Below are 26,332 nucleotides of genomic sequence, written 5' to 3'. Positions count from 1 at the left end.
TAAAGGTTGGGATACAATGAACATTCGCATTACTGATGAAGCAAAAGCAGCTATACATAGATTAGAACTTGAAGATAAAAAGATCGTTCGCATTAGAGGAACAATGACGAACTCTTGTAGTATTTTCGTTGATGTCGATTTAATTTGGGATACATATAACGCAGATGATGTTGTATATGAAGATGCAGAGCTTATCGTACAAATGGATTCATTCACGAAAGACTACACTGGTGATACGGTGAAACTTGATTATAAGACGACAGGTTTTAGTATTACGACTCCGAGTGAGACTTTGGTTTATGGATTGTCGATTAAAAAATAAAAATTGTTTTCATTTGACCACCGAGGTGAAAAAATGGGTAAATATGTTCCGTTAAAATTTTTATTTAATGAAGAATTAGCAGAAAAAATAGCTGATTCTATTTGTAAACACGATCCTTATTTCTCTAAAAACATCTTTGTAGATTCTGTAGCTTGTAAAGTTGAAAATTTAGAGTTAAAACAGCGTATTGAAGTAATTGCAGATGAATTACACAATGCTTTACAAAAAGATTTTAATGCCGCAATACATATATTACTGAAGACATTAGGACCAGAAAATACAACAGAAGTAGGCACATTTACAAATGGATATATGTATATGCCTCTTGCAAAATACGTTGAAAAATATGGGCTTAACGATTTTAAAATCTCGTTCAATGCAATGTATGAAATAACGAAAAGGAATACTGCTGAATATGCCATTCGGCCTTTTCTTGAAACATATCATGAAGATACACTAGACATATTGCAACAGTGGATTCATGACGAAAACAGCCACATTAGAAGATTAGTTTCTGAAGGTACAAGACCAAGGCTTCCTTGGGCTAAAAAAATAGGAGCTCTAAAAGGTGATTTTAAGTACAATTTACAACTTCTTGAACCATTAATGAATGACCCTTCTAAATATGTTCAAAAATCTGTAGCCAATCATATTAACGATATTACGAAAAAAGATAAAGAACTCGTTTTTCAGTGGTTACAGCAATTACGTGATAAACAGCATCCTATTAATCCTTGGATTATAAAACATGGGTTAAGAACAGTTATTAAAAATGGTACTTTACCAAAAGATTTTTGTTTTTGAGTATATTAAACAAAAACGCTATCTTTTCCTATGATTCTAGAAAAAGAATAGCGTTTTTTTACTCGTCCAGTATTTAGTAGGTATAACTTTTTATATTTCAAAAGACTTTTCTCTCTAAAAATATTTTTCATACAAATTTTCACATTCTAAAAAATCTATAAATTTCTTATAATGTGTCACTGTTCTTTCTAAAGCAATCATTAAAACAAAAATAAAATAAATTGCTTGGATTCCATTCATATAATTAAAGAGTGATTCAAATATATATACAATACTTGCAATCATAGAACAAAACCATAAATAAAACTTCATTTTCAGCTTTTTAATTTTTTGCTTAGTTGTCTTACAATACTGGCCATGAACTCTTATAAACAAATAAATTGCTGTATGTAAAATAATAATTGAAAATTGAAAACTTCGATTATCCTCCGAACTAAATTCAGAAAAATCTATTTCTAATGAATGTAATACTATCCAAATAGAAAATAAAGATAGCAGAAATACATATAAAAAACCAATTAATAATTCAAAAATAAAGAGCCAAGGTTTATTTATGATTGAGTAAAATGGATTTAGATATTTTATGGTTAATAAAAATTTTCTCACTAAATCAGTAATAATAATTGATGTATTAGTTATATTCATATAGAAAAGTAATGTTATTGGAACTAATAACATTATAGTGATGCCCCAAACAGTAATCTTAATGCCTGATAAAAAGAAAACAGCTCCATAAATTATAACTGAAAAAATAAAAGTTGATACTGGAACAAACATTAAAAATGTAAAAGTTCTTATTAAGATTAAATCCCCTAAAAAATCTTTTATTATGGAAACGTGTATTTTTTCCTCCTTGTATTTTTTCACAGTATCAACTATTTCTTTCTCAGATAAAAGAAAACACTTCAATCTATTAAACATAAAAAAACCCCTTTATATTAAAAAGATTAAAATATATACCAAACTGTTATTAAAATTTCATAAAAATAATTGTAAATTTTGTATAAGCATTTTTTTCACTTTCAACTGTAATTAAGGCGTGATGTGCCTCTATAATAGCTTTGACAAGTGCCAATCCAATTCCGGTCGATCCGTGCTTTTTAGAACTACTTGATTTATAGAATCGTTCAAAAATATGAGGTAATTCTTCAGCTGAAATTCCCTCTCCAAAGTCTTGGATTACTAGTTCTGTATAGATTGGAGAATTTTTGGCCTGAATCATTATTTTACCACCGGGTTTAGAATGTTCGATTGCATTCTTCAACAGGTTTAACAAAGCTTCCTGCATCCATAATTTGTCGTGAATAACGACTATTTCTCTTGGTGCATTCCAATCAATCAAAATATTTTTATCACTTATCATGCTTTGCAAGCGATTTAGTACTTCCTCAGTCGTATCTACTAAATTCCCTGGCTCTTTATCAAACGAAATCGCTTTTGCATCAATTTTTGCTACTTTTAACAAATTCTGAATTAAGACATTCATTCTAGAAATCTGAATATCATTATTTTGTAGTAATTGAGCTTGTTGCTCTCGGGATAGTTTCTCATTTAACAACATTTCATTATAGATAGAAATAGTTGAAAGCGGCGTTTTTAACTGATGAGATATATCCTGCAACATTTCTCCTAAAAACCGTTTCTCTTCAAGCAAATCATGCATATTTTTTCTAATGATATCCCTCATTGAACGAAATGAAATCGCCAGTTTCGCGAAATCCCCCTCTTTATTTTCATTGATGACAACCGAGTAATCTCCCTCGATTATCTTTTTTGCAGCTCTAGTAAGCTGGCTAATCTTATTGAAAATAATTTTTTGTTGCATGTAGTTTGCAACAAAAAGTAAAAATCCAAAAGCAATTAATCCCCACATCATAAATTGATTGTGATTAATAATTAGATTATTTAAGTGAGGAAAAAATTTTGAATCCAAGTCTTCATATAATCCATATTGCTTTAGGATCTCTGTCCCTTTTTCCTGATATTTACTTGAGTGAGACGAATGACTTGATAAGACTTTCATAATTTCCGCTTCATTTTCTGGATTCTGCTCTACCAACCTAGCTGTAATTTCCCCCCATGTTGCAATAGAGTCTCTTTTCAAATGATCATAAAATAATTGTTGAATAATAAATTGGTAAATCACAAATATAGATAAAAGGACGGCTAGTATCGTCATATAGCTTTTTAACTCGGTATTTTTCATTATCTTGCTCACCCAATCACGTCCTTGCTCCAACGATAACCATATCCTCTTTCGGTAACGATAAACTGTGGTTTTTGAGGATTGTCTTCAACTTTAGCTCTTAAACGCTTTATGTATACAGATAACGTGTTTTCATCAAAAAAAACATTTTCTCCTTCTGTTATTTGTTGTAGGAGTTCATCTCTTTTTAATGCTTTGTGAGAATTCTTCATGAAATTCAATAGCAGCTTGTATTCTAAATTCGTCAATGTAATACTTTCACAATTTTTATAAACCTTGACTAGGTTCGTATCGATTCTTATATTCTCAGATCTTAAAATTTGAGATGGCGTTTCTAGCGACGCTTGTTTACGCAATTGTACTTTCACTCTGGCCATGAGTTCCCTAACCCGAAAAGGTTTGGTTATATAATCATCACCGCCTATATCCAGCCCCATTACCACATTTGCTTCTTCGTCTAGTGCAGTTAAGAAAATAATAATCGAATTCTCGTTTTTCTTTTTAAAATACAAACATAAGTCATAACCATTACCATCTGGTAGGCCGATATCAAGGATGGACAAATCAAATGTATTGTGAACAAACTGGTGTTTAGCTTCTTTTACACTGGACGCTCTAATCACCTCATAACCTTCATTTCTCAATGAAAATTCGATGGCTATGCCAAGAGCTTCATCATCTTCAACTAGTAATATTTTTTTATTCAAGTATGCCCTCTCCTTTTTTCCCCTAGCTTATACTCCAATTACAATAGCCTGGCTATAATCTAGCCAGGCTTATAATATTATTGTTCTCTGATATTATCAATAATATTATCTTGTTGAATTTTTTTCAATGGATTTAAGACTGATAAATAACTAATTATTAAAGCTGAAACAAACGTAATGATACAAGCCTCATAGGGAATCGTCCATGTCATTTTCAACATATCAGATATAGCTAAATATATAATATAAGACAATATACAGCCAAAAAAGATTCCTTGTAAACTTCCAGAAAAACCGTAAATCAAAGCTTCATAGGTAATCATTTTTTTCAAATCCTTTTGTGACATACCAATGGATTTCAAAGCGGCCAATTCTTTTCGTCTAGTCATGATACTTATAGTTATAGTATTGAGGATATTAACGCTACTAATTAAAGAAATGACTGTGATGAAACCATATGCAAGCACTTGTAAAGTAAGTTTTTCTTCTTTTTTTGTTTTATTTTCTTGATAATTATTTACGATTGTAATGGAATAGCTTTTTCCAATCGTGTTTTCTATTTCCTTTACTGTCGCGGAAGATTGAGTTACATCCTTTAATTTAGTTTCAAAGCTATTCTCCTTTTTTTCGTATACTTTAGATATATTTTCAAGTGATTTCAATTGATGCAAAACTTGTTCACTTTCAGCTAAATGATCTGGATTATTATCCACTATCTTAATTGTAATATCCGATTTAACAGATAACTTATCAAAAGATTTAGATGCAAATGCAACACTCATTAAATACGAGAAAGTAATAAATAACACACTACTTATAATAATTGATAAGATTGTAATGGTATAGCGATTTTTATTTCGCTTAACATTTTTCATAGCCATGCTCAAAGGAATAGATAAAGGTTTTTTCACCATGGAATTCTTTTGTTTTTTGATTTGTTCCTTTTTAATTGACAACCTGCTACTAATTGCCAACAAAGGGGAGATTTTCCCTGCAAAATAAGCTGGGTACAAGCTTGACGCTATTACAGAAAGCAAGGTAATAATCGAACTTATTAGTAAAATATTCCAATCAACATGGAATATCGAGACCGCTTTACTATTTTCCATTAAAAGTGAAAAAGTGAACTGAAGAGAGGTAAGCGCTATTAGGCTGCATATAATTCCAATAGGTATAGCGATAACAGCTAGAAAAGTAGCTTCTCTCAGCACGATTTGTCTAATTTGTTTTCGTGTTGCACCAATGCTTCTCAACAAGCCAAACTGCCTCGTTCGTTCTACGACACTGATTTGAAAAGCGTTGTAAATCACAACAATTGTCGCTATCACAACAATGCTGATTGTAATAATTAGCGTAGCCATAATCGAATTATTGTAACCTGGTTTCTCTAATTGAATTAATTCATTACTTATATTAATATTATTTTCTCCGGAAATGGTCTTGAGTCCCTCTAAAACCTCATTAAAGTTTGCTTTTGAGCTAATTCCAACTAATATTTTTCCTTCACCAGCGCTAAACTTACTCTTATAGGTTAGTAACCGTCCCACCTTATTTTCCTGTGTATATGTACTATCACTTAGAAAACCAACCAATTTGTATTTTTTTTCATTTAATTCGAATGAATCACCTATTTGAATATTTTCTTTTATATAAGGTAATACCCAGGGATCAACAGCAACTTCTTGATCATTAGATGGCAATCTGCCCTTAATAATACTGTATTTTAAAAATTCCAAGGCGTTATCATCAGCAAAATTCATTTGTACAGCAGCCTCTCCAACTTGGACTGTTTCTCCCTGTGACATTAAACCAAATGATTCAATTTGCGGGTTATATTTAATTTTTTTCAATATCGATTCATCGTAATTTAATACAACGGCATGAAAAGAATACCCTTGCCTCTTTTTCGTATTCTCGATTTGAGAAATCTGAGTACCGTTCATAAATAGGCCGATTGTAGAAATTAACGATACAGAGAGTACGATTCCTATCAAAGTTAAAATTGTTCGTTTCTTATTTCCCTTTAAGTATCTCCTGCTTAATTGTTTATAATTACCAATCAAGATTAGTTTCCTCCCGTCTTAGGCTTATTCGTGGATAGCCACTGATCGGAAATGATTTGGCCATCTTCAATTGTAATAATACGGTCAGAAGTTGATGCAATTTTTAAATCGTGAGTAATCAATACAATAGTTTGATTATATTTTTTTGCTGTCAATCTTAATAAATCCATGACTTCTTTTGTATTTTGAGTATCCAGATTTCCTGTAGGTTCATCAGCTAAGATTAAATGTGGGCGATTTATAAGTGCCCTCCCAATCGAAACCCGTTGTTGCTGACCTCCTGATAATTCAGATGGTAAATGATTTCGTCTTTCATGAAGTCCCAGAATTTCAATAATTTCGTCCATATAAGGATTATCTACAGGTTCATTATCTAGTAAAGTGGGCAAAGCTATATTCTCTTGCACATTCAATACAGGAATTAAATTAAAGAACTGAAATATAAAACCAACTTTTCTTCTTCTAAATATCGAAAGTTCATTATCTAAATAATTATAAATATTGTTCTCTCCGATAAATACTTGTCCTGAACTCGGACGGTCCAACCCTCCCAAAATATGTAACAATGTACTTTTACCTGAGCCAGAAGCTCCTACGATTGATACAAATTCCCCTTGCTGTATAGAAAGATTTATGCCCTTCAAAGCATCTACCCTACTATTTCCTTCACCATAACTTTTGACTACATTTTCTATTCTTACGATTTCCATTTATATCACCTTCTTATCATTTTAAGTTAGTCTTGTACCTCTACAAAGTTTATTTTATACTGATTATTCGATGAGACCTTATCAATCTGTTGTAAAACTTTATCTACTTCTTGTTTGTTTTTATAATCAAAATCACGTTTTTTAAATTGAATTAATTTCATTATTGACTCTGATTCAGAAATTGCATTATAGTCTTGGTCTTTTAGAATAACAAGGTTCATTGGGGCATACCCAATCCAAATTTGCTGTTTAACATACTGGGCAGATACCATCTTACCGTTCAAATTCAACTGGTTATTTTCAAAATTATCAACCGTTGAATTATCACCCGCATAAGAAAATAATAGATTCTGATCACTAGATACTTTATTTTTATCTTTCACCCTCTCAGAAATAATAGATGCTAAATTTGGATCTTTTCTAGCTCTTAGAAGTCCCTTATTAAATAATTTTACCGCGGTAGAACTATTAATAACTGCATATTCTGTAGTGTTGATTTCAAATTCTTCATTTGTATCATTTTGTTTCTTATCTTCTTCTGATAATGGAATCCTTTTTGTTGTTGTGACGTACTTTACCTTATAGTCTATTGATTGTTTAGTGTCATCTTTAAACTCTTGTTTAACTTTTTCTACGTCAGTTGCAGTACCACTAACTAGAATCCCATCGACTGGTTGTCCTGGACCTTGCACATAACGTTTTACTCCTAATCCTATTCCTATAAAAATAGCAATAACAACCGTATAACTTATAATTTTTTTCATTAGAATACTCCTTTAGTAAATGATTTATATCTGGATTATAGATGAGTTTTTTTCATAAGTTAATGACTTCTATCTAACTATGTGACTTCTAATCTTACAATTTTGTAAGATTAGTATTCCTCATGCTCAACAAGCTAAATTTATATAATAATAATCTTATACGTTATTATTCTCTTTTTTTATTGAAACGGGTCGAATCACAGGCAATAACCCGACCTATAATGATTAATGTTACAGATAATAACTTAAGGCCCGTCTTATATATAATCTAAATCTTTAAAATAAACAAAGGATATTACTCCTAATACAGCACCAACTACCCCTAGCATCAAACCCTTATAATTTTGTATAAACATCTTATTCCTCTTTTCGTACAAATAAATTATTCCATATATAACAATACTAAATTATAGAATGTTTTCAAAGAATTAAAACGTTTTTATATTCAGTTTATATGTCTACTTCTTTACTTATCCCATAGATAAGTAAATCCAAAGGGATACAAAAACGTCACTTCTTTTATAAACAGTACGACTTTATTGTTACTTAATAGTAGTGAGAAATATCACATATTTCATAAAAGGGCTGGGCGGAAATTTAAGTTTATTAAATACCTTTTCTAAAGTTTGAGTGCACCCTTTTTCTGTACACTCCATCCAATCTTTCATTAAACAACTACCTTCTCCCATAATTTCAAAGGATTTCTACTCGGTTATCCCGAATATATAAATTACCATTCTCACAAGGAGCAAATTTATATGAATCTATTCGAGCACGAAACGTAAAACCGCTTCACTTTCATAAGAGGTCCTCCTTTTTTCTTTTCTCACCATATCATTTACTTACAAAATAGGAGGATACAATTATGAAACGTGATCCATTATTTGTAACTTTATTAGAAAGTGCAAATACACATTTTAGCGGTTGGGATTTTTCTTTCATTTCAGAAACGGGCCGAATGAAGAGCGAGCCTTTATCATGGTCGTACGGCAGTACTGCTTTCCAGCTTATGCAACGCGCTAAATCAATGCTCGATATGGGTACTGGCGGTGGAGAGTTTTTATCTATGTTACAACCATTCCCACCAACTATTTTTGCGACTGAAGGTTATGCTCCAAACGTGCCAATCGCTCGAAAGCAATTAGAACCTTTAGGGGTTACAGTTATAGAGGTAACGGATGATACCGCTTTACCATTTGAAGATGGTCAGTTTGATTTAATCATAAATCAACATGAATCATATGCTGCCTCTGAGGTAAACAGAATCCTTTCTCCAAATGGGATTTTCCTTACACAACAAGTTGGTGGTCTCGATTGTGCGGAACTTAATGAGCAGTTTGACTCACCACTAAATAGCGAATTTGCAAGTTGGTCTCTCGAAATCGCATGCAGTGAGTTAAAGCAAAATGGATTTACTATTTTAGAAGCAAAGGAAGAATTCCCTTTCCAACGCTTTTATGATATTGGCGCTATCGTCTACTATTTAAAAGCGATTCCGTGGCAAATTCCTGATTTTACTGTCGAAAGGTATTATGAGGATTTATATCGTATACATGAAATTATCTTACAAAAAGGATATTTTGATGTGAAGCAACATCGATTTATGATTAAGGCGATTCACAGCTAACAAAAAGGAGGCGGCAAAGCCACCTCTTTTTTGTTCCGTTTACGTATGTTCTCTACGCTTTCACCATAAGAAAGGTTATATCATACATATTACAATTCTGACCAATAAATTGTATTTCTGAAACATATAATCACTTCGTATATATAATGAGAACAAAACGTGATTTTTCACTATCCTCTTCTATTGAGAAATGAGTTGTTTTTCATATCGCTTGTTCGCATCATCTTCTGTCAAACATGCAGTTGTGTAATGAATAATATTCCGGTTATCGTACGTGAATATATGTTTTAACTTATTTTCTTCTGTTAATACTGTCGGTAAGTATTTTGGTAAATTGCTAACTACACCTCTATTATCACCATCTAATATCCAATCAATTTCTTTCCATTCTAATAATCCTTCAGCCGTACGAAATGGTGTATTCATCTGCATGCCATCTGGCAAATCAGCAACGAACACATACATTCCTTCACTAGCCTGGGGCTCATCTTTACCTTTAAAACCAACAGTCCCTTTATACGTTACACTTGAAAGTTCTATACCCGTTTCCTCAAATGTTTCTCTAATTATTCCTTCGTATGGCGTTTCATTCTCTTCTATTTTTCCTCCAACACCATTCCACATCCCCATATTCGGCTTTTTATTTCTATTTAATAGCAATATTTTATCACTTTTTCTAATAAAGCAAATTGTGTATTTGTACATACGATTATTTCCTTTCATTTTCCACATGAGTTATTTGGCTTATTTTCAAGTAAAAACACTCGCCTTACAATTCCTTACTACATAATATATAGTACAACTTTCATGCGTAAACACTTTACGTCAAACGAGAGAAGCCTTTTTAGAAAGGAGAATTTAAAATCGATACTATAAGCAATGAATTTCTAAAACAATATTACGATAGCCTTGTGTGGTTAAAAGATACACATTGGTTTGGAGTTCCAATCTGTAAACTTCCCTCTGATCTCTTTTTGTATCAAGAAATCATTTATGAATTAAAGCCCGATTTAATTATTGAATGCGGGACTTTTCACGGTGGTAGTGCACTGTATTTAGCTTCTATGTTAGATTTAATTGGAAAAGGTCACGTACTTACTATCGATATAACTCCGCAGCCAAATCGGCCATCACATAATCGGATTACGTATTTAACAGCATCTTCTGTTTCTGTGCAGGCCATCCAAACAATAGTAAGCATGCGCAAACCTGATGATGTGATTTTAGTTATTTTAGATTCTGATCATAGTAAAGAGCATGTATCCAAAGAACTCTTACTATATAAATCTATCGTCACTACTGGCAGTTATATAATTGTAGAAGATACCTCCATTAATGGAAATCCGCTTCTTCCCGATTGGGGTCCTGGCCCGATGGAAGCTGTGGATGAGTTTTTAACTAAAAATAATAACTTCATAATCGACGAGTCTAAACATAAATTTTTCATATCATTTAATCCAAAAGGTTTTTTAAAGAAAATAAAGTGAAACTTTAATAAGTGGGGTTTTGCCCATCCCCCCACTTATTCTATCATTTTCATTTTTGAAAATGGATAATATACAAATTCCACCTTGCCAATTATGTTATCTTCTTCAATATATCCTAAGCCATTGCGACTATCTCTACTTACTTCGCGGTTATCTCCCATTACAAATAACTTATTTGGCGGAATTTTTGTCTTTTGAAAGTTATAAAACACTTGTGTGTTGTTAAATAAATCTTTGTTCGTATATGGTTCTTCTTGCTTTTTATCGTTCACATATACCTTTCCGTTCGTTATGTTAATTACATCACCAGGAAGCCCTATTACACGTTTCACATAATATTTCGATTCATCCTCTTCTTTTATAATGACAATTTCTCCGTGTTGTAAATTAGAAAGACGTACTACCGCTTTATTTACAAATACGTAGTCTTCTTCATATAAAGTCGGCTGCATCGATTCCCCTTCCACCTTACATAAAGTAAAAGAATGGTAGCCTATGACTATCACCAATATAAATAGTATGTACTTTCCCCAGCCTCTCTTAATCTCCTTTTTCATATCCATTCCCACCTTATAAAGCGCTTTTTAACTCAAAAAATATATCACTGCACAATATGTTTCCATGCAGTGATACTATTTTTACTGTGCCTTGTTCGGTTGTTCTACTGGAATTGAATTTGTATTTGATCTATTTGTTTTTAATTCAAAATACGCATCCAAAATCTCTTTACCAATCGCAGAATTAATTCCTGATTTATCATCATTCACCCATGGTACAACAACTGAAAAAGCTACTTCCGGATCCGCATCATATGGTGCATAACCGGCAAGAGTTAAATTATAACATTTTTTTCGGTTGTTGTTCTCATCTCTTCCAATATCACTTTCTCCACCATATACTGTCTCAGCTGTTCCTGTTTTTCCCGCTGGTTTATATGGTAGACCTTTAAACGTTCCGGTACCTGTTCCGTCAGCTTCTTGAAAAACTCTTCTAAATCCTTCTTTTACATGATTAATGTACGAAGTGTCCATATCCACTCGATTTAATACAACTGGTTCAATCGACCGAACGACTTTTCCTACATCCTCTGGTCTATTCGGTTGCTCTCTAACTTCTTGTACAATTTGTGGTTTCATTCGGTAACCGCCATTTGCAATTGTGGAAATATATTGTGCAAGCTGAAGCGGCGTATATGTATCATACTGTCCAATCGCGTAATCAAGTAAAAATCCGGGTATGTTATCAGTTCTACCTATTTGACCGATCGATTCATTTGGCAGGTCAATACCAGTCGACACACCTAGGCCAAATTGTCTAAAATAGTAGCGCATTTTATTAAATGTTTCTTGTTTAATATCTAATGGATTGTTTGGAACATAATTAATGCCTGCCATTTTTAAAGCTGTATTAAACATATAAACGTTCGATGACACTTGCAAAGCTCTTAAATCATCAATATCCCCAAATTCTTTCCACGATTTCTTCGGCTTAGAACTTCCTTTAAAATACATTGGCGCATCAAAGAAGTGTGTATACGGCTTAATCGCTTCTGTTTGATATCCAGTTAATAAAGTAGCCCCTTTTACAGTTGACCCTAACTCATAAGAACTTGTCATCGTTCCTAATGCATAATCTTCTATTTGCATACCGCCATCTTTATTTACAATTTTCTTTCCTGCCATTGATAAAATTTGACCGTTTTTCGGATTCATCATTACTACGAACGCACGATCCATCATCGGCTCTGCAGCATGAAAGGCTCGTAAATTCTTTTCAAGGCTTCCCTCTACTCTTTTCTGTAAATCCATATCGACTGTTAACATCAAGTTATTTCCACTTTTTCCTTCAGTCACTTTTTCTGTTCGAACAATCTTCCCTGCTTTATCCATAATATTTTTAGACTGTTCTTTCGTTCCATGTAGTGCATCTTCGTATTGTTTTTCGATGTAACTTTTACCAATACGGTCGTTTCGATTATAATCACGAACTAAATAATAATCTAAGTGTTCTCTTGGCAACCCTTCATTTTCATTAGAAACGCTACCTAGTATAGAGCGCAGTATTTTATCATTTGGGTATTCACGTTCCCAATCTACTGTCGTATCTACCCCTGGTAAGCTTGCCAACCTTTCACTAACAACAGCATATTCATTTTGACTTACATCTTTTTTAACGATTTGCGGCGTCATTTTATATCCCGCATTCATTTTGCTTTTAATTACTAATACTTCTATATCTTCCTTTGAAAGCTCATTTAATTCTTCTTGTGTAATTCTTTCCCGGCGCAGTTCTTCTACTTTTTTATCTAACTCTTTTCCTTCTATTTCTTGCTTTCTAAATTTACTCTCATCTTCTTTCGTTACTTTCGCTGCTGCCCGCTTTTCATTTAACTGCATCCAAAAATCTTTCTTATCTGTGTCTGTTAACTTATCCATGTCCTCTTGCGACATTTCAATTAGTTTGGCTAAATCTCTTGCTACTTGTAAAACTTCTTTCGAGTCTACTCCTCTCATTTTCGTATATGTAACGGTTCGCAATGGTTTATTATTTACAATAACATGACCTTGCCGATCAAACATTTTCCCTCTAGGAACGGGAGTGCTTACCGTTACATCTTCCTTTTTATTTACTTCATTTCTATACGTTTCTCCATCAATGATTTGTACTTTACCTAATTGAATTATAATAGCTGAAAATAAAAGAAAGACAATAAAAAATAGTACATTTAACCGAAATGGAATATGAGTCTTTTTCTTTTTCGATTGTTTTTTCTGCTCCTTTTTCTGTCTCATTTCGCTCCCTCGCTTCATTCTATTAACATTTCTACGCAAAATCATTATGTATCAAATTTATTTATATGATATATATAGAATTTTATATTAATTATAAAAGAAATAAAAGATTTAATTTTCAGTTTTTTGTTTTTATATCCTATTTATTACCATTCCCTTAATGCACAATAACATGAATATTATTCTAAAAGAAAAATGGGGCAAATTGATTTTTATAAATTATAGAGATGTTGTTACTACATTATCAAAATGTTTTCATATGGCTTAAAACAGTGATTACTCAAATAAAAAACTGAGGCAGATACCTCAGTTTTTTCGATAACTTATTTCATTGAAGATAACCCTTCAACAAACTCACCAATCTTATTTTGAAAAACAAAATCAAAGTTATATTCCTGTCCTGTTAACTCTTCATTTACTAAAATAGTTGTTGCTCCTACTTCCCTCTTTGCAATTTGCGGGAATGAAGCGACAGGCTGTACTTTTAGTGATGTTCCCATAACGATAAGCACATCTGTTTCATATAAACGTTTGATAGCATTTTGATATTGCGGCAATGTATCTCCGTATAAAACAACGTCTGGATTTAAAATGAAATTACACTTCTCACAACGCGGTACTTCATGATCAATCATATACTGTAAATCATAGCCTGATTTACATTTTGGACAATGTGCTGTTTGAAGTGTTCCATGTAAATCGATGACATGCTTACTGCCACCTAATTGATGTAAACCGTCAATATTTTGCGTTAAAATCGTAATATCTTTCCCTTGTTCTTCTAGCGCAGCTAAAAAGCGATGTCCACGATTTGGTTTATATTGATGGAACGTATTAATTTGAAAGATTTCTTTATAATGCTTCCAAAACTCTTTCGGACTTCGATTATAATACCCTCTTGATAAATACATCTCCACATTCGCATCAGCATACAACCCATTTGCTGAACGAAAATCTGGAATACCACTTTCCGTACTTGCACCAGCGCCTGTTAATACTGTAATTTTCTTCGCTTTTTCTAAAATTGAACGTACTTCTTCAAATTGTTGCACAAAAATCACCTCTATGTATTTTCCTATTCTTATTATACCAGTTGTTTACAGGAGGTGTTGTACAATTCATTTTACTTAATGCGTTGCGCCCCCAACCTCTACAATATCTACCTTAACTGTCGTCGTTACTTCGATTGCCAATTCTATCCCCTTACGAATAGTAGAAAGTGACATACTCGGTTGCCCTGGATAATTACTCGCTTGTTCTGGTAAAAACGGAATATGAATGAATCCGCCTTTTATTTTCTTATCATGTTTCTCTAGTTCATGCATAAGTCCATAGAATAAGTGATTACAAACGAATGTGCCTGCCGTCTGTGAAACAGATGACGGTATACCCTCTTCGCGAAGTTTTTTTACGATTGCTTTCATCGGAAGTGTAGACCAATACGCAATCGCTCCTTCTTCTACAACCGGTACATCTACCGGCTGATTCCCTTCATTGTCAGCGATTCTTGCATCATCAATATTAATTGCGATACGTTCTATCGTAATATCTGGTCTGCCCCCAGCTTGTCCAATGCATATAATAATTTCCGGCGCTAGTTCTTCTATATACTCTTTTAATACGCTTATTGATTTATGAAATACAGTTGGTACTTGTTTGCTTATTATCTTGTATTCTCCAATTGTTTTTTCATGCAAACCTTTTGCTACTTCCCAAGCTGGATTGATATTTTCTCCGCCGAACGGATCAAACCCTGTTAATAATACTGTTTTCATAGTTTTATCCTCCTAATTAGAAACGATATACTAGGCCGTACATAATAAACATATTTATGATAAAAATTGAAAGAGCAATTGGTACTTGCGCTTTAATAACCGCATTTTTATCCTTTAGCTCTAAAAGCATCGCAGGTACGATATTAAAGTTTGCTGCCATTGGTGTAAGCAGCGTCCCGCAATATCCAGCAAACATACCGAGCGCTGCCATAATTGCTGGGTTTCCGCCGTGCATTTGAACTATTAAAGGTAAGCCAATTCCGCCAGTAATAACAGCAAACGCTGCGAATGCATTTCCCATTACGACTGTAAATAGCATCATGCCTAAACAGTACGCCATAACGGCAACGAACGGATACTCTGTCGGTAGCACTTGTCCGACTAAGTCTGAAACAACTTGTCCAACGCCAGACTTCGCGAATATACCGCCAAGTGCTGCTAACATTTGTGGTAAAATTACAGCCCAGCCAACAGCTTGTAATAGTCTGCTTCCTTCTTGTACAGGTGTTGTTATTTTTGATTTTGTAATACGCATCGCCGCAACAAATGCGAGTAATGCACCAAGCGCTAGTGCAACTAATGTTACTTTATCTGGATCAACAAGAGAGACATTTCCCCATTTAATTTTCCCTAAGGTCAACGTACCGATAATTGTAAAAATAGGAATTAATAGTGCAGGCATAAAAATTTTATTTTTTAATTTCTCAGCATGTTTCACACGTTCTTGTACTGGAACTTCTTTTTCCTCTGATTTTGTTACTTTATTTAGCGAGGCTAAAACGACCATAGCGAGCACGATACAGCCAACGTAAAACGAAGGAATTACATTTCCAAATAAAAATGTAACTGCAAACAATGCCCAAAATAAACTAGAACCGAATCTGTTTGGATGTTCACGATCGAATGCGATACGAACAGCGATAAAAGCAACGATTATCCCTAATACATAATAGATTGTATCCATTGTGATGATGTTCATATTAAATTGCCTCCTTCTCTTCTTTTCCTTCTGCCTTCATTGTTTTCTCTATATATTTATCAAACCTTCTAAATCTAATCCAGCTTACAATAAGTGCAGATATTGCTGTCGGAATGCCCCAAAGTGCCATATCCCATACTCCGACATGCATACCTACTGAATCGAAGAATCCTTTCATTAATAAAATAGCTCCAGTTGCGATGAAAATATCTTCTCCGAAAAACCAAGCTGTATTTTCAGCAGCTGCTGCGTTTGCTTTAATCTTTTCTCTTAATTTTTCAGGAAGTTTACCGTATTTACCTTGCGCGGCCCCTTCTGCCATCGGTGCAACGAGCGGCCTTACTGTTTGCGCATGCCCACCAATATTAAGCCCTAGTGCTGCTGATGATTCTCTTATCGTAAAATATGACATTAATACTCTTCCAGTTGTTGCTCCTTTTGATTTCGTTATAAGTGCTTCTGCTCTTTCTTTTAAACCGTAACGCTCTAAAATTCCGATTACCGGTAAAGTTAATATAATTGGCATAGACATATATCTATTTTCTATGAAAAATTTACCGAACATGCTGATCACATCATAAAAACTTAATCCTGAAACCATACCAGTAACAATACCTGCAACCATAACTACTAAAAGTGTATTTAATCTAAATAAAAAGCCCACTGCAACAAGTAGTATTCCGATTAATTTAATCATCCCAGCACTTCCCCCTATTTTTTATTTCGGTGCACAAATAGAAATATCATTAAGTTTGAATGTTCTGTATATTCTTTTTGCAAATTGCACTGCTTTTTCCCCATCACCGTGTAAACAAATTGTTTGCGCCTGAACTGCTACTTTCTCTCCATTGACCGCATTTACATGGCCTTCTTTCACCATTTGAAGTACTTGCTTTATCGCTTCGTCTTCATCTTTTATAAGCGCATTTTCTTCTGTACGGCTCGTTAATGTACCATCTTGCTTATATGTACGATCCGCAAAAGCCTCTTGTACAAGAGTTACTTTGTATTTTTCTGCAGCCTGTATAAACGCCTCGCTATTTGCTAATCCATAAAGTAATAGACTTGGATTTATATGATAAATTGCCTTTGCAATTGCATCTGCAATTTCCGGATTAGACGCCGCCATATTATATAAGGCACCGTGCGGCTTTACATGCTGCATTTTCCCGCCTGCCGCTTTCACAAATGCGTCTAATGCGCCTGTTTGATATAGAACATAATCGTATACTTCACTTGCTGAAACATTCATGTTTCTTCTACCAAATCCAATTAAATCAGGAAATCCAGGATGCGCCCCTATTGCTACGTTATGCTCCAAAGCTTTTTCAACAGTTTGACGCATAATAGACGGATCACCCGCATGAAAACCGCAAGCAACGTTTATAGAGGAAACGAACGGAAGAATCTCATCATCATTCCCCATTTTATAAGCGCCAAAACTTTCTCCTAAATCACAGTTTAAATCGATTGTAGTCATAATGTATTCCTCCTAATTTCAGCTTCGTAAAGCGATGAATTTCTTTAATAAATTCATATTTACTTCTTGTTCTATGTACAATTGTTCCGCTTCTTCAAGCGTAATTTTCTCAAAAGAAACATAGTCCCCCGGCTTTAGCTGGGCAAGAAGAGGTAAATCTACTGAAATGATATTTCCCATTCTCGGATAGCCACCTGTCGTTTGCCTATCTGCCATTAATATAATCGGCTGTCCACCATTAGGAACTTGAATGGTTCCAAATGTAACAGGACTCGATAAAATCTCTTTTTCTTCATTCCTATTTAAAACCTCTCCCTCAACCCTATAGCCCATACGGTCAGCATAATTAGATACCTTATACTCTTTCGTAAAAAATGCCTTTCTACTTTCTTCTGTAAATTGATCGTATTCAAAGTCAGTTATGACACGAAGCTTTGGATGTTTCTTATACTTTGGTAGTACGCTGTTGCTAATTGCCCATTTCGTTTTTATTCTCGCATCTTTTTGTAAGTCTAGAATGAAACGACTCGCCATTTCTGGTTGTGCACCAATTTGGAAGTAGTCACCCTTTTTCAGCATTCTTCCTTCTATACCACCAATCGCAGCACGTATGTACGTACTTTTGCTTCCCATTGTACGCTCAATATATATACCACCCGCAAAAGTTACATACGCTCTGCAACCACTTTTCACTTTTCCAAAACAAAGCATACTACCTTCTTCCGCTAAAATGGGACGCCATAACGGGATACGTTCTCCATTCAATAACGGTTCCATATCTGCTCCGCCAATCGCAAGTAAAGTCGTTTTCTTTATTAACAATTTAGGTCCCATAATCGTCATTTCGAGTCCCGCTTCATTCTCTTCATTACCAACTAACATATTGATCATCCGAAGTGCACTTTGATCCATCACCCCGCCAACTGGCACACCGTATTGTTGATAATGAGATCGCCCTAAATCTTGGACTGTTGTAAACATTCCCGCATGCAAAACCTCTACATCCATTTTTTAGCCCCCTCAAGCGATACGTACTCTTCCTTCGTTATTGGAATAAATCGTAAATACATACCACTTTGAATATATGTTGGTATTTCTTCTTCCGGATTAAATAATGAAATAGGAGTTCGGCCGATAATATTCCATCCTCCTGGTGTTTCAAGCGGATATATACCTGTTTGATTTCCGCCAATACCTACTGAACCAGGAGAGATTTGTAACCGTGGTGTTTCTTTTCTAGGTGTTTCTAATTCTTTTGAAAGTCCTCCTAAATACGGGAACCCTGGTGTAAAACCTAGCATATATACAAAATATGTAGTTTCACTATGTATTCGAATCACATCTTCTACTTGTAAACCGTGATAATGCGCGACTTCTTCTAAATCAGGTCCATATTCTCCCCCGTAGCACACTGGTATAGAAATATGTTTCACATCCTGTTTTACTTCTTCTTTATAAGAATCACACAGCTCCTTTATATACTGGCGAACGTAATCATGTGACCTTTCACTTCTCTCATTTCCCTTCCATACTTCGTATACATTGTAGTAAACAGCTAATGAAGTAAACGACGGAACGCACTCTATCATTCCTGCAAACGGATGTTGCTGCAGTGCTTGAAATAACCGCTGTACTTTCTCATATATATCCCTCTTAATTTCTTCACCAAATGTAACAATAATTGCTTGATCCCCTAACGCAGAAAATTTCATCCTACTCCCTCTTTCTATGCCAAAAAGCCGAGTTCTTTCGAAATGCGATGCGCTGTTTCTTTCACCTTCGCAATAAAATATGAAATGTTACTTTCGTTGTACTCAATTGCTAATCCCGAAATACTAATGCCTGCTACAACCGTTCCATCGCTCGCGAAAATGGGTGCTGCTATCGCGGCTGTATGATTTTCTAACTCAGAATAACTAATGGTGTAGCCTTCCTTTTTTGCCATTTGCAACACTTCTAACAATTGTTTCTTATCCACGATTGTTCCATCTGCAAACTGTTTTAAATCCACTTCCTCTATGTATCTCCGTTTCTCTTCCTCAGAGAAATACGATAGTAAAATTCTTGGACATGCGCCAGCATAAAGCGGTGCTCTTCTTCCAACCGCCGTATACACGCGTACCGGCTGAACACCTTCCATTTTTTCAACATAAATTGCGTCATTTCCATCCTGAATTATTAAATTAACTGCCTGTCCTAAACTATCTCTAAGTTCTTTCATATAAGGAATTGCTATATTTCTTACTGATAATCGGTGTGAAACAAGTTGACCGAACCGTAAAAATACGACCCCTAAACGATATTTCCCCTTTTCGTTTTTTTGTAAAAACTCCATCTCTTCCAACGAACCAATTAAACGATAAACAGATGTTTTCGGCATATTTGTAAGCTGAACCATCTCAGTTAAACTTAGCTCTTCATGCTCATAAAACAACTCTAAAATATCCATTGTCTTAACTGCCGTTTTATTTATACTCATTCTATCTCCCTTTCGTTCCGAATTACGGAACTTAAATTCCGTTTTTCGAAACAAACATATAATTTAAAATTATAAAATATTCTTTCAATTCAATCAATAGATTTTAAGCAAATAAAAAAGTATGGAAGAATATCTCTCCCATACTTCACCACACTTTATAACGCTCTTACTTGTTCCAACGGCCAGAAAACAGCTTGTCCTTTTCCGACAATTTCATCTTCTGAAATAAAGCCAAACATGCGACCATCCTTAGAAACTTCACGATTATCCCCTAAAACAAATACTTGGCCTTCTGGCACTTTCGTTTTCCCAGTGATTTGTTCTAACGTAAAGTCTGGAGTTAATACACGGCCTACTGCTTTTTCTTTAAACTGTTTTAAATATGGTTCTTCCATCGCTTTTCCGTTTACATATAAAACATCATTTTTATACTCAACTGTATCGCCTGGCAAACCAATTACTCGTTTTACTAAATCGTATCCTTCTTTCCCGTGGAAGACGATAATATCAAAGCGATCTAATCCACTTATACTATAACCAATCTTATTCACGAGAACTCTTTCGTTATTTTTTAAAGTGGGCATCATTGATTCACCTTGTACTAAAGAAGGTGTAAATAAAACACCGCGAATAATAGCAATTAATACAAGGGTAAAACCTATCGTTTTAGCCCAAGAGAATAATTCTTTCTTCGTATTTTCCTTCATCGTTTCTCCTCTTTCTTAAGCACTTATTTTATTATTTCAACTAATTCTTGTACTAAATTAGGATCTATTTCAGAAAAACATGATTTTCCTTCTCTTACCGCTGTACCGACATGCGCCTGCGTGATTCCAGTTTCATCTAGCAATCGCTTTATATTTTCTTTCGTCACGCCAGCTCCAGATACAAGCTGAATTTGACCATCACTTACCTTTTGCATTTCTGTAAGCACCGGAATATTCTCTACTATATTTCCTTGTCCACCTGAAGTTAAAACGTGAGTCACTTTATGAAACTTCTTTAAAGTGCTCATCGCTTCTACTGGATTTTTTATATCATCTATCGCACGGTGGTACGTTACATTTATTCCATCTACAACAGATAGTAAATCCGCTAATTTCTCTTCATCCACTTCATTTCGTTCGTTTAATACGCCTAATACTACACCAGCTGCTCCTAACTTCTGTGCAACTATAATATCTTCTTTCATCATTTCAATTTCTTCTTCCGTATATGTAAAAGACTTCGCATGCGGACGAATCATAACATGAATTGGTATACTTACCACTTCTACCGCTTTTTTTATAAAAGCATAACTCGGTGTTAAACCACCTTCTGTATAAGATGAAATTAATTCAATCCGCTTCCCGCCAGCACTTTCAATTCGTTTTACATCTTCTAAACATGTTGCAATAACCTCTAGCATGAGATGACCTCTTTTCGTGCTTTTTTCTTATTATAACATTAGTAAAAATAAGAAGCCTAGCTTTCTCCTTTAAAACTTAAAAAAGAAGAATGAAAAGAAAGATTTTTTATTGGCAACGATTATTGGTAACATCCTATTATTCATGTACACTCCTACCATAATGAAAAAAGCCCTTCATTTTGACGGATTTTTCTAATTTCAAGCTTTTCTTTCCTCAGTTTTCAGATCAATGCCTAATTGATCTTCCAATAACTTTACACCTTTCTTTGTAAGATGGACAGCTCGGTTCTTATCCGTTTTCGTAATCCATCCCTGTTCAAAAAGCAGTTTTGCAATTGCAGACCCTAACCAACCAGAAATATGGTAACGCCGTTCACTCCAATCAAGGCAAGGTTTTGCAAATACCCTCCTTTTTGTATCTGCCTCATCAACATTTATTCCAAAATTCAGAAACCATTTCTTACCTTGTTCCGTTACAATGTATTCTCCATCCTCTAAAATTATAAATTGCCTATCTAGTAATTTTTCAGTTATCTCTACACCGAGTTTGCCTGCAAGATGATCATAACAAGTTCGAGCATAACGAATTTGTTTTAGTTGGCTTGATTGTTTTAAAGAGCGAACTTGAACTGTTGGTGCAATTGTCCCTAACTTTTCAAGCACTTCTGCAACTTCTTGATTAGCAAGTCGATAGTAACGATGTCTACCATGTTGTTCAACTGTAAGTAAATTCCCTTCTACTAATTTAGAAAGATGCGAACTAATTGTTGGATGTGACACTTTTGCCATATAAGCCAATTCACTAGCAGGTAGTGCCTGATTATTCATTAGACAATCTAAGATGATTGCTCTTGTAGGTTCAGCAATTAGTTTAGCTATATATGAGATATTCGGATATACATTCATATTTCGATGATACCCTAACTATTAAATTGATACAATTATTTTAAGTTTAATAGTAAAGGAGAATGTATTATGAATGCAATTGATCTTAGTATATTAAATTTAAAAGAAACGAGAAGGCGCTCAGAAAAATTATGGAATTCTCTTCCCGATAATTTTCTTAATTGGAAGCCTGATCCTGAGGCTATGTCCTTTGGTGAAATGATTCGTCACGTATGGAGCTCAACTTTTTACTATCATATGATTATAAAAAACAACGGTTCAATAAACGACATACGTACCCCGTATGATGACGAGCCAATTACTTGTGTAAAAAAAGAAATTGAATTGGCACAATCACACTTTACTGACTTCATAGAATATATTCAATCAATAAGCATAGCCGAGCTAGATTCAAGACTTATTGATCGAAGCGATGTTGGCTATCAACGATATTTAGGTGATATGCTATTACGAATTGCCTATCATGATGCGGTCCATGCAGGTCAATTTTTACAATATTTACGAATGGTAAACTTAGAAAGGCCATTAATTTGGGATTAAATACGAAAAATGTTTATACAGCCTCCAAACTGGCATTACAATAAGAATTTTTCAACAAGACACAATCAAAAAAACATGATAATCATTTATATTAAAAACCTACATCTCAACCAAGTGCTTCATACATATAAAAAGCATGGGTTTGATTAGTAATCAAACCCATGCTTTAAAAACTATGACCGAAACGCCGCATCCGCAAGCATAGATAGTGTTGCATCATCCATCGGCGGATTATGCAGTCCTGCTCTGACATTTAAATAGTAACGATGGAGCGGATTTTTTTCTGATAGACTTTTTGCTCCTACGATGCGCATTGATTTATCCACTATGGATATCGCCGCATTTGTTACGGCGTATTTCACTGCCGCTAATTCTGCTTGCAGTGACAGTTTATCTTCTGCCTCATCGTATTTTTTCGCAATTTGATATAAAAAGACGCGAGCTTGCATAAGCTCGAGTTCTAATTCTCCAACTAATCTTCTAACATTCGGTAATAAACTAATAGAATGGTTTAAACTATTTGGTTTGTATGATCCCGCAAACTGAACTGCATAATTTCTTGCTGATTGTGCAATTCCTAAATAACATGCTGGTATATGTAGCAACCAGCCAATACCCTTTTGTTTCACTTTCCCGACTTTTACATCCGTAAAAAAGCGGTTGTCTATCTCTACATTTTGTAAGACAAGGTCGTGGCTAGCAGTCCCTCGCATTGCAACGCTATCCCACGTTTCTTCAATAGATACACCGAGTGTATTTCTTGGAATAACAAACTCACCAACTTCTTCACGGCCTTCCATACTTGCTGAAATAATAAAATAATCAAGTACTGGCGCCATCGTTGTAAAAGTTTTTCTTCCATTTATAACCCACTTCTCGCCTTGTTGAACCGCTATTGTTTCTGGTTTGCCGCCACGCGTCGGACTCCCTGTTTTCGGTTCTGTTGCTGCCCTGTTAAAGAGCGCACCATTACGTACTTCTTCGCAAAACCATTTGAACATCTCATCATTCCAAGAGCGATTTTCCGCTAGCTCCTTCACAATGCCAAGATGCCAGCCAATCGATAATGCAGTAGCTCCACAGCCTTCCGCGATTTTCTCTTGAAATAAAACGAAGTCATATAAAGAAATGGCACTACCACCAAATTCCTTCGGTAACGTTAATTTCGTATATCCGATATCTTTCAAATCATTTATATTTTCATACGGAAATGATCCTAATTCACTTAGCTGATGCTCCCTTTCCATGAACTTCGGAATCAATTTATTTATTTTCTCAATAATTAAAGACTGTTCTTCTGTTTCAACAAATGAGAGTGCCATACTATAATCTCCTTTATGCTCGATTCATAAACCGTTCATTTTATCATTATGATTATATGAAGCTACCTCTCTATTGTTTCACTATTCCGATAAAAATACAATGTTTTTGACTAATAAGAAAAGTTCCTATTTAAGGATAGATCCTTTTCTTATATTAGTCCCCCTTCAATGCTTTTAACGGCAAAGAGGTTACATATCCAATATACGAGAATAATTCTTTAAAGAAGAATGGTATTTCTGTATCTAACGTTTTATATGCTGATGTCGGCGTTGGTGAAGCATACGCTTCAATATTAATATGTTTTGCGATTCTCATTGCGCGTTTCATATGAAGTGGATCACTTACAATCGTGTATGTTTGTATGCCGTTCTCTATTCCAACTTGCTTCGCATTTTTTAAATTTTCTTCAGTGAAAAGGGATTTAGTTTCAATTAAAATATCTTCCTCTTTTACACCTTGTTTCATTGCATATACTCTTGCAGTACGTGCTTCCTCAAGTTCTGCCTCGAACTTTGTACCACCTGTAAAAATAATCTTTTTAATATTTCCGTTCTTATATAAAGAAATCGCATGATTAATTCTTTCTTTAAATACAGGAGATGGTTTTCCGTTCCATGAAGCTGCTCCTAGTACGATACCAGCATCCGTTTTCACGTCATCATTTGCCTTAAAACGATAACTCCAAATATCGTAAGCTGCATAACTTACATATAAAATAGCAGAACAAATCATTAGTAAAAATACTTGAAAGATTCGTCTTTTCTTACTCTTCTTATTTTCTTTCATTTGTAATTGCCTCCGTACATCATCCATACTTCTATAAAAAACATTTATATCAAATCGTTTTGTTTGAGTTTATTTAAAAGAAGGAACTTTACTTGTTATTTATGTATAAAAGGGTTTTCATTTAAAATTGAGGATTATCAATTCATTTTCATTTGCGGTTTTCATTACATTTTTTAAATTCATAAGTTTATTACCATACAACTACATTGTAACGAATTTTTTCTCAGAAGGGAACGATGAAACAAAAGGAATTAAAATAAAGTAGCATTTTGTAAGAAAAAAGGTATATTTTTCATATCTCACGAACAATATACCTTTCAAAACACGAATTATAACTTTTCTTTATACAACTCTAATTTTTCTAACAATTTTTCTTTTACGCTTGGCCATTCACTCGAGATAATACTGTACACCACCGCATCTCTCACATAACCATTCGGTAATTTTCTTTCATTTCGAAGCACACCCTCTTTTACTGCGCCTAACCTTTCAATTGCTCGTTGTGCTTTTTCATTTCTTGCATCCGTCTTAATTTGCACTCTCAGCATATGCAATTTTTCAAAAGCATACTGAAGAAGCATATACTTACACTCTGTATTTATACTCGTACGTTGCACACTCGGATGATACCACGTTTGCCCTAACTCAACTGTCTTATCTTCTACTGAAATATTATATAAACGTGTACTTCCTACAATCTTATTCGACTGTTGATCTACGACTATGAAAGGTATTTGAGTACCTCTTCCGTAACCCTTTATCGCTTTTTGAACGTATTGTTGCATATCTTGCACACTATCCATTTTAGAGATTAAATACGCCCAAATATCCCGATTTCCTTCTACAATCGAAAACAAAGTTTCGACATCAGTATTATCCATTAACCGCAACTTTGCTCTTTCGTGAATAATTTCCATTTTTAAGCCCCCTTTGTTGTTACTATATCATAAGAACCAAAAACGTATTATAAGAATAAAAAAATATAAAAAAAAGAATTCTTTTCAAATATATTCTTCTCGTATAAGGTAGGAAGACTCATCAGTAACCATTAAAAAAAGAATTTTTTGATAATTTCCAATAAATTCTATATAATGATAAACGGGAGGGGATAAAAAATGCTAGATCAAATTACTTGGGGAACGCCAGGCAGCTTATTATGCTTAGGATTCTTTTT

General features: G+C 34.2%; 28 protein-coding genes. 5 read left to right on the top strand and 23 right to left on the bottom strand.

Annotated elements, in window-relative coordinates; translation table 11 throughout:
• Window positions 1-16 precede the first annotated feature (16 nt).
• Complete coding sequence (locus DN404_RS26220; protein ID WP_001026167.1) at window positions 17-322, top strand: iron-sulfur cluster biosynthesis family protein; 306 nt, start codon at window positions 17-19, stop codon at window positions 320-322.
• A gap of 33 nt (window positions 323-355) precedes the next feature.
• Window positions 356-1,126, top strand: a complete 771-nt coding sequence (locus DN404_RS26215; protein ID WP_149215633.1) for a DNA alkylation repair protein — start codon at window positions 356-358, stop codon at window positions 1,124-1,126.
• A 114-nt stretch (window positions 1,127-1,240) separates the two neighbouring features.
• Here the strand turns inward: DN404_RS26215 and DN404_RS26210 are convergent, their stop codons facing one another.
• The 6 genes from DN404_RS26210 to DN404_RS26185 form a co-directional block, all read right to left on the bottom strand.
• Window positions 1,241-2,047, bottom strand: coding sequence for a hypothetical protein (locus tag DN404_RS26210; RefSeq protein ID WP_000483294.1), 807 nt, complete (start codon window positions 2,045-2,047; stop codon window positions 1,241-1,243).
• A gap of 49 nt (window positions 2,048-2,096) precedes the next feature.
• Window positions 2,097-3,332, bottom strand: a complete 1,236-nt coding sequence (locus DN404_RS26205; RefSeq protein ID WP_000798888.1) for a HAMP domain-containing sensor histidine kinase — start codon at window positions 3,330-3,332, stop codon at window positions 2,097-2,099.
• 8 nt (window positions 3,333-3,340) lie between these two features.
• A complete protein-coding gene (locus DN404_RS26200) occupies window positions 3,341-4,039 on the bottom strand; it encodes a response regulator transcription factor (protein WP_001035094.1) in 699 nt (232 codons plus the stop codon).
• A 77-nt stretch (window positions 4,040-4,116) separates the two neighbouring features.
• Window positions 4,117-6,102, bottom strand: a complete 1,986-nt coding sequence (locus tag DN404_RS26195; protein ID WP_048535698.1) for an ABC transporter permease — start codon at window positions 6,100-6,102, stop codon at window positions 4,117-4,119.
• Between the two features lie 2 nt (window positions 6,103-6,104).
• A complete protein-coding gene (locus DN404_RS26190; protein WP_023522344.1) occupies window positions 6,105-6,812 on the bottom strand; it encodes an ABC transporter ATP-binding protein in 708 nt (235 codons plus the stop codon).
• A gap of 26 nt (window positions 6,813-6,838) precedes the next feature.
• Window positions 6,839-7,576: a lipoprotein BA_5634 family protein gene (locus DN404_RS26185; protein WP_113303714.1), complete on the bottom strand. Its 738-nt coding sequence runs from the start codon at window positions 7,574-7,576 to the stop codon at window positions 6,839-6,841.
• A gap of 865 nt (window positions 7,577-8,441) precedes the next feature.
• Here DN404_RS26185 and DN404_RS26180 point away from each other — a divergent pair.
• Window positions 8,442-9,203: a class I SAM-dependent methyltransferase gene (locus DN404_RS26180; protein WP_016122758.1), complete on the top strand. Its 762-nt coding sequence runs from the start codon at window positions 8,442-8,444 to the stop codon at window positions 9,201-9,203.
• 180 nt (window positions 9,204-9,383) lie between these two features.
• On the opposite strand, the gene DN404_RS26175 is transcribed toward DN404_RS26180, so the two are convergent.
• Window positions 9,384-9,908 (bottom strand): NUDIX hydrolase, encoded by a 525-nt coding sequence (locus DN404_RS26175; protein WP_149215632.1) that lies wholly within the window; start codon window positions 9,906-9,908, stop codon window positions 9,384-9,386.
• Window positions 9,909-10,066: 158 nt separating this feature from the next.
• On the opposite strand from DN404_RS26175, the gene DN404_RS26165 reads away from it, so the two are divergent.
• The gene (locus tag DN404_RS26165) at window positions 10,067-10,690 is read left to right on the top strand and encodes a cephalosporin hydroxylase family protein (RefSeq protein ID WP_268258618.1); all 624 of its coding nucleotides are present in this window, start codon (window positions 10,067-10,069) and stop codon (window positions 10,688-10,690) included.
• Between the two features lie 35 nt (window positions 10,691-10,725).
• Here the strand turns inward: DN404_RS26165 and lepB (DN404_RS26160) are convergent, their stop codons facing one another.
• The 13 genes from lepB (DN404_RS26160) to DN404_RS26100 form a co-directional block, all read right to left on the bottom strand.
• Window positions 10,726-11,247 (bottom strand): signal peptidase I, encoded by a 522-nt coding sequence (lepB, locus tag DN404_RS26160; RefSeq protein WP_002094069.1) that lies wholly within the window; start codon window positions 11,245-11,247, stop codon window positions 10,726-10,728.
• An 81-nt stretch (window positions 11,248-11,328) separates the two neighbouring features.
• Complete coding sequence (locus tag DN404_RS26155; RefSeq protein ID WP_149215631.1) at window positions 11,329-13,482, bottom strand: peptidoglycan D,D-transpeptidase FtsI family protein; 2,154 nt, start codon at window positions 13,480-13,482, stop codon at window positions 11,329-11,331.
• Window positions 13,483-13,805: 323 nt separating this feature from the next.
• The gene (locus DN404_RS26150; protein ID WP_001183793.1) at window positions 13,806-14,534 is read right to left on the bottom strand and encodes an NAD-dependent protein deacylase; all 729 of its coding nucleotides are present in this window, start codon (window positions 14,532-14,534) and stop codon (window positions 13,806-13,808) included.
• A gap of 75 nt (window positions 14,535-14,609) precedes the next feature.
• Complete coding sequence (pcp, locus tag DN404_RS26145) at window positions 14,610-15,257, bottom strand: pyroglutamyl-peptidase I (RefSeq protein ID WP_000859708.1); 648 nt, start codon at window positions 15,255-15,257, stop codon at window positions 14,610-14,612.
• A 16-nt stretch (window positions 15,258-15,273) separates the two neighbouring features.
• The gene (locus DN404_RS26140) at window positions 15,274-16,236 is read right to left on the bottom strand and encodes a DUF979 domain-containing protein (RefSeq protein ID WP_001021658.1); all 963 of its coding nucleotides are present in this window, start codon (window positions 16,234-16,236) and stop codon (window positions 15,274-15,276) included.
• A 1-nt stretch (window position 16,237) separates the two neighbouring features.
• Window positions 16,238-16,933, bottom strand: a complete 696-nt coding sequence (locus DN404_RS26135; protein WP_000593392.1) for a DUF969 domain-containing protein — start codon at window positions 16,931-16,933, stop codon at window positions 16,238-16,240.
• Window positions 16,934-16,954: 21 nt separating this feature from the next.
• Window positions 16,955-17,716: a 5-oxoprolinase subunit PxpA gene (gene pxpA, locus DN404_RS26130; RefSeq protein ID WP_000207317.1), complete on the bottom strand. Its 762-nt coding sequence runs from the start codon at window positions 17,714-17,716 to the stop codon at window positions 16,955-16,957.
• An 18-nt stretch (window positions 17,717-17,734) separates the two neighbouring features.
• Window positions 17,735-18,724 carry a 5-oxoprolinase subunit C family protein gene (locus DN404_RS26125; protein ID WP_006927775.1) on the bottom strand — a complete coding sequence of 330 codons (990 nt, stop codon included), beginning with the start codon at window positions 18,722-18,724 and terminating at the stop codon, window positions 17,735-17,737.
• Window positions 18,715-19,428 (bottom strand): 5-oxoprolinase subunit PxpB, encoded by a 714-nt coding sequence (gene pxpB, locus DN404_RS26120; protein WP_000672280.1) that lies wholly within the window; start codon window positions 19,426-19,428, stop codon window positions 18,715-18,717. The genes DN404_RS26125 and pxpB overlap by 10 nt, the downstream gene beginning before the upstream one ends.
• A 14-nt stretch (window positions 19,429-19,442) precedes the next feature.
• Entirely contained in the window at window positions 19,443-20,195 is a 753-nt protein-coding gene (locus DN404_RS26115) for an IclR family transcriptional regulator (protein WP_000026361.1), read from the bottom strand.
• 155 nt (window positions 20,196-20,350) lie between these two features.
• On the bottom strand, window positions 20,351-20,902 hold the full coding sequence (gene lepB / locus DN404_RS26110) for a signal peptidase I (RefSeq protein ID WP_000662501.1): 552 nt from the start codon (window positions 20,900-20,902) through the stop codon (window positions 20,351-20,353).
• 23 nt (window positions 20,903-20,925) lie between these two features.
• Window positions 20,926-21,603 carry a copper homeostasis protein CutC gene (locus tag DN404_RS26105; protein ID WP_149215630.1) on the bottom strand — a complete coding sequence of 226 codons (678 nt, stop codon included), beginning with the start codon at window positions 21,601-21,603 and terminating at the stop codon, window positions 20,926-20,928.
• A 198-nt stretch (window positions 21,604-21,801) separates the two neighbouring features.
• On the bottom strand, window positions 21,802-22,509 hold the full coding sequence (locus tag DN404_RS26100; protein ID WP_001103806.1) for an ArsR/SmtB family transcription factor: 708 nt from the start codon (window positions 22,507-22,509) through the stop codon (window positions 21,802-21,804).
• 69 nt (window positions 22,510-22,578) lie between these two features.
• Here DN404_RS26100 and DN404_RS26095 point away from each other — a divergent pair, with 69 nt between their 5' ends.
• Window positions 22,579-23,049, top strand: coding sequence for a DinB family protein (locus DN404_RS26095; protein ID WP_086388310.1), 471 nt, complete (start codon window positions 22,579-22,581; stop codon window positions 23,047-23,049).
• A 173-nt stretch (window positions 23,050-23,222) separates the two neighbouring features.
• Here DN404_RS26095 and DN404_RS26090 read toward each other — a convergent pair whose 3' ends face one another.
• The 3 genes from DN404_RS26090 to DN404_RS26080 form a co-directional block, all read right to left on the bottom strand.
• A complete protein-coding gene (locus DN404_RS26090) occupies window positions 23,223-24,371 on the bottom strand; it encodes an acyl-CoA dehydrogenase family protein (RefSeq protein WP_149215629.1) in 1,149 nt (382 codons plus the stop codon).
• Between the two features lie 154 nt (window positions 24,372-24,525).
• Entirely contained in the window at window positions 24,526-25,158 is a 633-nt protein-coding gene (locus tag DN404_RS26085; RefSeq protein ID WP_000662215.1) for a YdcF family protein, read from the bottom strand.
• A 329-nt stretch (window positions 25,159-25,487) separates the two neighbouring features.
• Window positions 25,488-26,075, bottom strand: coding sequence for a GNAT family N-acetyltransferase (locus DN404_RS26080; protein WP_000402586.1), 588 nt, complete (start codon window positions 26,073-26,075; stop codon window positions 25,488-25,490).
• Window positions 26,076-26,332: the final 257 nt, after the last annotated feature.

The sequence above is a fragment of the Bacillus sp. TE8-1 genome, from assembly GCF_008368855.1.
GTDB classification, from domain to species: Bacteria; Bacillota; Bacilli; order Bacillales; family Bacillaceae_G; genus Bacillus_A; species Bacillus_A cereus.
This window is presented reverse-complemented; position numbering and strand designations above follow the sequence as displayed.

Coding starts and splice junctions, on each gene's coding strand:
- DN404_RS26125 (WP_006927775.1), bottom strand. CDS start 18,724: ATGGATGTAGAGGTTTTGCATGCGGGAATGTTTACAACAGTCCAAGAT.
- lepB (WP_000662501.1), bottom strand. CDS start 20,902: ATGAAGGAAAATACGAAGAAAGAATTATTCTCTTGGGCTAAAACGATA.
- DN404_RS26085 (WP_000662215.1), bottom strand. CDS start 25,158: ATGAAAGAAAATAAGAAGAGTAAGAAAAGACGAATCTTTCAAGTATTT.
- pcp (WP_000859708.1), bottom strand. CDS start 15,257: ATGAAAACAGTATTATTAACAGGGTTTGATCCGTTCGGCGGAGAAAAT.
- DN404_RS26215 (WP_149215633.1), top strand. CDS start 356: ATGGGTAAATATGTTCCGTTAAAATTTTTATTTAATGAAGAATTAGCA.
- DN404_RS26205 (WP_000798888.1), bottom strand. CDS start 3,332: ATGAAAAATACCGAGTTAAAAAGCTATATGACGATACTAGCCGTCCTT.
- lepB (WP_002094069.1), bottom strand. CDS start 11,247: ATGAAAAAGGAGATTAAGAGAGGCTGGGGAAAGTACATACTATTTATA.
- DN404_RS26090 (WP_149215629.1), bottom strand. CDS start 24,371: ATGGCACTCTCATTTGTTGAAACAGAAGAACAGTCTTTAATTATTGAG.
- DN404_RS26135 (WP_000593392.1), bottom strand. CDS start 16,933: ATGATTAAATTAATCGGAATACTACTTGTTGCAGTGGGCTTTTTATTT.
- DN404_RS26140 (WP_001021658.1), bottom strand. CDS start 16,236: ATGAACATCATCACAATGGATACAATCTATTATGTATTAGGGATAATC.
- DN404_RS26180 (WP_016122758.1), top strand. CDS start 8,442: ATGAAACGTGATCCATTATTTGTAACTTTATTAGAAAGTGCAAATACA.
- DN404_RS26155 (WP_149215631.1), bottom strand. CDS start 13,482: ATGAGACAGAAAAAGGAGCAGAAAAAACAATCGAAAAAGAAAAAGACT.
- DN404_RS26095 (WP_086388310.1), top strand. CDS start 22,579: ATGAATGCAATTGATCTTAGTATATTAAATTTAAAAGAAACGAGAAGG.
- DN404_RS26220 (WP_001026167.1), top strand. CDS start 17: ATGAACATTCGCATTACTGATGAAGCAAAAGCAGCTATACATAGATTA.
- DN404_RS26105 (WP_149215630.1), bottom strand. CDS start 21,603: ATGCTAGAGGTTATTGCAACATGTTTAGAAGATGTAAAACGAATTGAA.
- DN404_RS26185 (WP_113303714.1), bottom strand. CDS start 7,576: ATGAAAAAAATTATAAGTTATACGGTTGTTATTGCTATTTTTATAGGA.
- pxpA (WP_000207317.1), bottom strand. CDS start 17,716: ATGACTACAATCGATTTAAACTGTGATTTAGGAGAAAGTTTTGGCGCT.
- DN404_RS26175 (WP_149215632.1), bottom strand. CDS start 9,908: ATGTACAAATACACAATTTGCTTTATTAGAAAAAGTGATAAAATATTG.
- DN404_RS26080 (WP_000402586.1), bottom strand. CDS start 26,075: ATGGAAATTATTCACGAAAGAGCAAAGTTGCGGTTAATGGATAATACT.
- DN404_RS26115 (WP_000026361.1), bottom strand. CDS start 20,195: ATGAGTATAAATAAAACGGCAGTTAAGACAATGGATATTTTAGAGTTG.
- DN404_RS26210 (WP_000483294.1), bottom strand. CDS start 2,047: ATGTTTAATAGATTGAAGTGTTTTCTTTTATCTGAGAAAGAAATAGTT.
- DN404_RS26190 (WP_023522344.1), bottom strand. CDS start 6,812: ATGGAAATCGTAAGAATAGAAAATGTAGTCAAAAGTTATGGTGAAGGA.
- pxpB (WP_000672280.1), bottom strand. CDS start 19,428: ATGAAATTTTCTGCGTTAGGGGATCAAGCAATTATTGTTACATTTGGT.
- DN404_RS26100 (WP_001103806.1), bottom strand. CDS start 22,509: ATGAATGTATATCCGAATATCTCATATATAGCTAAACTAATTGCTGAA.